Raw genomic sequence first — 7,455 nt, 5'->3', positions numbered from 1 at the left:
AAAGGTTTTGTTGTGCAACTCAAAGATACTTTGAGATACTAAACTTTACCCTCTTTTTTTACATTTTTATTTAAACGTTTAGGACGATATTGATAAATAATATAAAAAGAGTTTTAACAATGCTTAAATTGGTAAAATTTTCCCATGAAACCTGTAAGATAAAATAATAATAACCTAAAATTAATGCAAACATTAAAACTATGGCGATACCTGAAAATAAATTTCTTAAAGAAAATTTGTCAAGATTATCAATTTCAGTAATTTTCTTAAAATTATAATGCCAATTGGAAATCTTAAACATCAAATAAACAACTGCTACAATTGCCAAAATTAATAAACCATCAGGTATCAGTTGTGAAACTGAAAAAAAGCGCAGAAATGCAGGATCAATAACTACTAATTCCAATAGTTGCCAAAAACCTCCAATCAGCGTTGGTAAAATAAGAATTAATGGAAAAACATCTTTGTAATTTCTAACATTCTCATAGTATCTTTTTAATATTTCATTCTTTTGTATTTCTTCCATTTGGTTATTTAATCAATGCAGTGATATTTTTAGCCCTTCTTCGGTGGTTTCAAGTTGGTTGTAGGTAAAGATGCTCTGCCTAATCCAATTTTCACTCCTGAAACAATAGTTTTAACGATTGCAGGTTTTGGTGTTTCTTTTTTGCTCATAACTACTTTTTAGGTTTTATCAAAAAGGAAGGTTTTTGCGAAGTTCTACCTTTTTCTTCGTTAATTGGTTTAGGTTTATCCGGTGAATTTGTTGGTTTTGCTTGTGGAATTAATATTTTCTTGCTCATGATTATATATTTAGAATTAAAAAAAGGATTAATAGTGAACTTCCTAAAATTATCGCTGATAATGAAACAATATTCATTTTGTTTATTGTTTTGTTCCTCTTATCAATTTTGATCAAGATCGCAACATCTTGAACATCTATTTCACTAATTGTTTTATCATCGTTGGATATTGCTTTGTAATGCGAAAACACATTTGACAAAATACTTACTACAAACAGTACACTACCTGTACTTACAAAATATTCAAATTCATAATCGTTTGCAGTTTCTACTAATTTGCCTAAAATAGTTAATCCTATTAAAAGACCACCGCTACTAAATATGTTTAAATATTTTTCAAAATCATCTTGACTTTTCGTGCGAGATTCAATTATAGATTTTCTGTAATTTTGCCAATCTTCATTGGAATTATCTGAATATGAAATACTGCCTAAATTTTTAGGATAATAATCATTTGTTCCAACAAAATTTTTCATAAAATATGATTGTATCAGTTATTGAAATATTAGCCACAAAAAATTCTAATTAAAACATGTTTAAATCAAATGCATAATTGTAATCAATCAAAGATTTATTCTCTTGATTATCTAACCACGCTGATTCTTCGTGACTTATATCAACAACATCTTTGGTAGTTTTTCCTTTAAAACAGTTTTTCACCTTTTCCATCATATTCATTTCTGTTGCATTGAACAAATCATTTTTAAACGTGCAATTTTCGTTCGTCAAAAATTTTTCTCCGACCATTCCATTTGGATATTCTACATACTTTATATCAATAAAAAAATCATTTTCCATTTTCTCAAATAAACTTCTGAATTTGTCTGGAACAGGACCTCTTGCAATTGCTGCATATCTACAACCGGTGATGGACGATGCATGGTTCTTATAATGGCCAAAGTCTGAATAAAATAATAATTTATTCAGTACTGTTTTTTGTGGTTTAAGATGTTGTGCAAAATAAACCACCATATTCGCAAGTTTATCGTAATCGGGCGATTTATATCCTGTAAATGCATCTGGATCATGATCTCCTAATAAATAATTCTGTATTGAAGAATCAAATCCGTCTAAAATTTCATTGTTGATTTTATGCAAAATTGCCTTGTAATCTTTATCTTTTAATACGCCGTGACTATCAACAATCATTGTTTTGAAAATTGTTGGAATCAATGCTAAACTGATTGATTTTGAATTTGAAAGACTTGGAATTTCTCCACTTTCATACAATGCATATTGGTTTGGTCCAAATCCAAAAAGTTCTCCCATTTTGGCTGCAGACAATCCGTATTTCTTGCGAAGTTTTATAATCTCTTCCGGGAAAGGAATACTGTTCATCTCCCGGTATTTATTTTGAATTATTTTTAAATTTAATTCATCTAATTCCGTTGTTACAAAAATCTCCTTGCTTTCTTCGCAGAAATAATTGAGGTTTGTATATTCAATCTCTTGTTTTCTGAAACTTACTGTCCGGATTTCTTTTTTCAGTTTCATGTCTTTTCCTGTGTAAGGGCTTTTCATAATGTTCTCACTTAAAGGGATAATTCATAGGATGCTGTGAGGTATGGAAAGAGATACATATTACGTTCAAATCTGAAATTGTAATTTTGATGTATATTTCCTTCTTTTTGATGGTTTTACCAAAAACCCACATGGGATTTGTACCATACTGGTCATTATCTAAAGGACCTTCGGAATAGTCCTCAAAAACCAGTTCATTGATATAGATTTCTCTCTGTTTTGCTGTGATTTCTAAATCTAATATCGTTTGTTTATTAACGGGTCTATCAGCGAAAAATAACTACCCAACAGTTCTAACAGATTTTAATTGTCGTAAAAATTGGGAAACTTCATCTTTCGTTGCCAAACCATTTATTTATGCAAAGATATACAAATAAAACTATAAAGTGAAATTATATTTATAATATCAAATAAAATACACTTTAAAGTGTAATTATAATGATTTTTTATTATCGAAATTGAATAATGAGAATTTTCTGAAATAACATTTTTAAAATTTTTAATAAAAATTCCCTTTCTAAAAATAAAAAGGAAATTTGCTAATAATAAATTTTAAGGCTTGGCAATCTTCTTGGTTTTTTTCTCATTTGATTGCTTTAATTTCTCCTTATCTGATTTAGCATCAGGTTTTGCTGATTTTTGGCGAAATGCGTCATTAACATCTATGGATGGCAAAATATATTTACCTAATGGCGCAATAGAAGTTAATGCAGTTATAAATCCTCTCAAACTATTAAGAGTTATTGAAAACCCGGAAAATTGCAAAAGTGAAACCTTGTCCTCATCGGAAATTTTTTCAGTTTCATCTAATTTAAAAAAAGCAACTCCTTCTGCTAAAATAGAATAACCAACAGCAGGATTTTCTATTTGATTAATTGCAACTTTCACAAAAATCTTTGTTTCATCTTCTGTAAAAATTGCAAAATCTAAATCTATTTCATAATCTGAAAATAATTCACTGCCTATCTCACTGTTATCTTCTGGTGGAATAAACTGGAAATTACTGTTTAAAATTGAAAAATCAAGTAATATAAGTGGCGAAAGAAGTGGTTTCATTATGCTACTTTTAAGGTTTTATTTTTGCTAGGATCATAATCAATTCCTCCAAAATTTTCATAAGTCTTATTTGAATTGTGATAAACCCAAAATCCGCTCAAATCATTATTAAGTTTCTTCTTTTCAGCAAGGGGATAATTATGCTCTACAACTGCACGATAATTTTCGGAATTGTGTTTTGCTCTAATTTCAAAAGTAATATCATAAGATTTTTGCAGTTTTGCAATCTTTAGCAAATTAATTAATTTATCACCTCTCATTAATTGAGTTACATAACTTTTTGAAGATCCAAATATTTCTGCAATATCTTTATTCCGAATTGGTGCATCAATTTCTAATTTTTCTAATTCATTGAAAAAGCGGAACATAATCATTTTTGCATCGTGCTCTAATTGTTCTTCTTCACTAGTGAAACTGAATAAGTCTTCAAATTCAGGATCAATATTATATTTTTCGTTAAACTTCATATTCGTATTTTCCTAATTTATTTATTAAAGTCTTTTCTTTACTACTATTCTTTTGCGATTTCTTTCTGGAATGTAGAATTCCTGCAACTACAATAAAAACACCTTTGTCACTCTTCATCTCTTTGCAATAAATTCTTGCATTTTCCTGCCCTTTAAAGAACTTCATCGCAGTTACATCTTTACATTGTTTATTAATATCTTCCTTATCGTACAATTCGGTATTTTTCAAATTACTCAAAATTAGATCTGAAATATATTTGAATTTTTTGCTGTGACGCTCATCTTGTTTAATAAAATTAAGAATTTCTTCTTTATTTAATTCATCAATATAGATTGCTCTACTACCATCTTTAGAAGAAATTAATTTTTTACATGTTCTTTTCAAAGCGCAAAGTTAATCTATAGGTTAATTAAAAACAAGTATTTTAGTATATATAACACTAATTAACAAATTTACATTTTTTATATCTCTTTTATACAGTTCATTTATCTCTTCCTATATTATCTACTTCTTCATAAAATATTTCACGTGCACGCATAACATCTACTTTTACTTTAAAGAAAGCATCAAATTTCAAAAACATCATATCAACATATTTCATCGCCAAATCCATATAATAAAAATCGTATGTATATTTATAAATTGCTGGTACTTTTGCAAATCTGTGAAGTGGATTATCTGAAACGCCAAGATTATATTTCCCTATATGGCTCCAAGAGTTATGTGCGACATTACTAAATGGCTGATAAACATAATTATATAGTTCTAATTCATTTGTTTCTGTAGCCATTTCCCGAACACTTTTCTCCGACCAACTTCCGACATTTACAATCGTAAGAAATTCATAGTTTTGTGAATTTATCCAACTTTCTATAGAGTCAATTACCAATTGATTCTCTTCGGACGGATTATTTTCCTGCAATAATTTCCGATGTGACATTTGTATTTTATCTTGCCCCAATCCAAAATAAATAAACTTCTGCGATCTCTCTAATGGCTGCAAAAGAATCCAACAAAAATTTAAATAATTATCAATCATGCTACGCAACAAAATCGGTGCAATGTTGGGATTCCAAAGATTTGCACTTCGTGAAAATTCATTTGCAATAGAAACTTGTCTAGCCATCAATCCACCTATCACTTCATAAACTTCTACTTCATCTAAATTCTTCTCCCAAGAATTCCATCTTATTTTAAGATCTTGTCCAAGATTTTCAATGTAGTCCTCTAAATATTTTTGAAAATCAATTTGCTTACCCATTTTTGAAAATTGAATTTATTTGTAAAGGTTCAATGCTATTAGTGTAATTCCAAATTTCCTTATTCCAAATACTGTTAGTTTTTATAATGTCAGGATTCTTGAAACTGCTGTAAGATCCTGCCCTAATAAATGAAGCCAAACGCAAACTATCCTCCGAATCTGGATAATCTAAAATTGTGATCGGGGAAGGCAGGTTTATACTTTCAGTTATCATAATTTTACCCATGTTATTTCGCACACAAAAAGCCGAAGTTAATGAGAAAACCATCAGTTTATTTCTCTTACTGTTCAAACCTTCTAAAATATTTTTCAACTTATCTATATTTTTATTATCCTTTTTTGGAATTTCTAAAAACAATTTATTCAAAGGATTTTCAGGTAATATTTCGTTAAATGGTTTTAAGCATTCTCTAATTCCATCAAACCAATAATAATGATTGATTTGATTTCTCAAATTTTGAAAATCCAAGAAACTAAAATCTTCATAATTACTTAATGAGCAAAAATCTTTTAATGATTTTCTTAAAAATATTTCTTCGATATAATAAACAAATAAGTAAAATAAGTCTGTGCCTTTTTCAAAACCCATTTCATCGATTATGTAAGCAATCCATATTATTTCCGGGACGATATCCTTTTGAATATCAACTGGAAAAAATGATGTTTCCCAGCCTTTATAACCGCCCATCATTGGTGGAATAAATTTACTTCCAACCTTTTTATGATCGCTTAATATTTTTTTTGGCTGCTTCATAGATTAGAATTAAAACACATCCACCAAATCTCCCAAATAATGCTTCAAATTGTACTTTTTGGTAGTATCCAACGCTCTTTCGAGGCAGATGAATTTTTGGGTTTTGTGGGTTTTAAAATATTCTACGGTTTCATTTGCGATGGTCACATCTAAACAAATCAAACATTCCTTTTCGCTGTCTTTGGCGAGAAGTATTTCGTTTTTTGTGAATTGTGTTTGTAGTTCTGTGGTATAATTGAGATTGAAACCTTTCTTTAGCAGTATTTCTGTGAGCAATTCTTCTCTGTTGAAGGCATTTACCAATTGTGCTTCTTTGTCTGCAATATATTTTTTGAGAAGTTCTACATTTTCTTCGTCTGTTTTGGTAGGATCTGGTGCAAAATCTACTCTTGGAAAATTAGATTTTGCCAATTTGAAAACTTTAAAACCCAAACCTTGTAGATTTTCTTCTTTATTTTCTTCTGTAAACAGATCTGGTTGCTCTACTTTTTTAGCGGTAATAATTTTATTTACCACTCTTTTATTGCGTTCTATGGTAATGTCGCTTATTTTTTTATAGCCGGCTTTGTATGCTTCACTTTTCTCGTCTGTTTGCTCTGGAAGTTGCACCAAAATAAATTTTATATTTTCATCATTTTCTTGATTAAGTTGATAAACCGCATCACCAGAAACTCCTGAACCAGCAAAAAAATCTAAAAATAGATCATTTCCTTTACAGGCACTTCTAACAAAATCTTTTATTAGATGTGTTGGTTTTGGATATGAAAATATTTTCTTTCCAAATAATTCTTGAATTTCACCTGTTCCGCGTCGACTTGAATATTCATTGTCAATAAGTATAGATCTAATCAATTTTGAAGTTAAACGATTCTTTTGAACTATCCGGTATTCACCTGAAGTATTTTTATAACCTAAAATCTCCAAATTCTTATTTTCTTTGGCTTTCGGCTTTCCCCACCTCCAAACTCTTTGAATACCATCTTTTTTTGAAATAACCGGGTAAACTTCAACCCAATTTTCTCTGTATTCAACATCGATTTCATAAAAACTATTTTCAATTTTACTTTCTGGATTTAGGTAAAACGGGTAATATAAATTCGGACGAGTTTGTGGATTAAATGCTACATTTCCATTATATAACGGTGCAATGTTATAGCCTCCTATATCATCATAAAAAGAAAATTTCTTCTCTGCTTCTTCTAGATAGAATGTTTCTGTACAATTAATATTTTTTGCATAAAACATTGCATAGTCATTAGTTTTTGCAATATGACCATAATCAATTCCACTCGGCGAAGAATTAACTGTAAAAATCCCAATAAAATTATCTTCTCCAAAAACATCATCACACAATTTTCTCAAATGATGCACTTCATTATCATCAATTGAAATAAAAATAACACCATCTTCTCGCAACAATTGTCTGGCAACCAATAATCTGCTGTACATCATATTCAGCCAATTGCTGTGGTATCTTCCATCAGTTTCTGTATTGGTTATAATACCCTTGAAAAACTGGACCACTATTTAAGTTGAAATTATTAACTTTAAATAGTCGGAAAAAACATGAGAAAAACGAGAAGAAAATTTGA

Annotated in this window: 10 protein-coding genes; all 10 read right to left on the bottom strand. The window is 29.4% G+C overall.

The genetic code is table 11. The annotated features are described in order from the left end of the window. Positions 1-70: 70 nt before the first annotated feature. Positions 71-526 (bottom strand): hypothetical protein, encoded by a 456-nt coding sequence (locus tag HNQ03_RS15600; protein ID WP_173780627.1) that lies wholly within the window; start codon positions 524-526, stop codon positions 71-73. Between the two features lie 151 nt (positions 527-677). Next, complete coding sequence (locus tag HNQ03_RS16195) at positions 678-803, bottom strand: hypothetical protein (RefSeq protein ID WP_262888578.1); 126 nt, start codon at positions 801-803, stop codon at positions 678-680. A gap of 2 nt (positions 804-805) precedes the next feature. Then, on the bottom strand, positions 806-1,279 hold the full coding sequence (locus HNQ03_RS15595; RefSeq protein WP_173780626.1) for a hypothetical protein: 474 nt from the start codon (positions 1,277-1,279) through the stop codon (positions 806-808). 49 nt (positions 1,280-1,328) lie between these two features. Then, the gene (locus HNQ03_RS15590) at positions 1,329-2,324 is read right to left on the bottom strand and encodes a type II toxin-antitoxin system antitoxin SocA domain-containing protein (RefSeq protein WP_173780625.1); all 996 of its coding nucleotides are present in this window, start codon (positions 2,322-2,324) and stop codon (positions 1,329-1,331) included. A 552-nt stretch (positions 2,325-2,876) separates the two neighbouring features. Continuing rightward, positions 2,877-3,380: a hypothetical protein gene (locus HNQ03_RS15585; protein WP_173780624.1), complete on the bottom strand. Its 504-nt coding sequence runs from the start codon at positions 3,378-3,380 to the stop codon at positions 2,877-2,879. Then, positions 3,380-3,847: a hypothetical protein gene (locus HNQ03_RS15580; protein WP_173780623.1), complete on the bottom strand. Its 468-nt coding sequence runs from the start codon at positions 3,845-3,847 to the stop codon at positions 3,380-3,382. The genes HNQ03_RS15585 and HNQ03_RS15580 overlap by 1 nt, the downstream gene beginning before the upstream one ends. Continuing rightward, a complete protein-coding gene (locus HNQ03_RS15575; RefSeq protein WP_173780622.1) occupies positions 3,837-4,232 on the bottom strand; it encodes a hypothetical protein in 396 nt (131 codons plus the stop codon). Before HNQ03_RS15575 ends, HNQ03_RS15580 begins: the two co-directional genes overlap by 11 nt. Before the next feature lie 97 nt (positions 4,233-4,329). Next, complete coding sequence (locus HNQ03_RS15570) at positions 4,330-5,109, bottom strand: DUF5677 domain-containing protein (protein WP_173780621.1); 780 nt, start codon at positions 5,107-5,109, stop codon at positions 4,330-4,332. After that, positions 5,102-5,863: a hypothetical protein gene (locus HNQ03_RS15565; protein ID WP_173780620.1), complete on the bottom strand. Its 762-nt coding sequence runs from the start codon at positions 5,861-5,863 to the stop codon at positions 5,102-5,104. The genes HNQ03_RS15570 and HNQ03_RS15565 overlap by 8 nt, the downstream gene beginning before the upstream one ends. Positions 5,864-5,872: 9 nt before the next feature. Beyond that, entirely contained in the window at positions 5,873-7,387 is a 1,515-nt protein-coding gene (locus HNQ03_RS15560) for a site-specific DNA-methyltransferase (RefSeq protein ID WP_173780619.1), read from the bottom strand. Between the last annotated feature and the right edge of the window lie 68 nt (positions 7,388-7,455).

The organism is Frigoriflavimonas asaccharolytica, assembly GCF_013294015.1.
In the GTDB taxonomy this organism is placed as follows: Bacteria; Bacteroidota; Bacteroidia; order Flavobacteriales; family Weeksellaceae; genus Frigoriflavimonas; species Frigoriflavimonas asaccharolytica.
The sequence above is the reverse complement of the archived record's forward strand: the minus strand, read 5'-3'. Positions and strand labels throughout refer to the sequence as shown.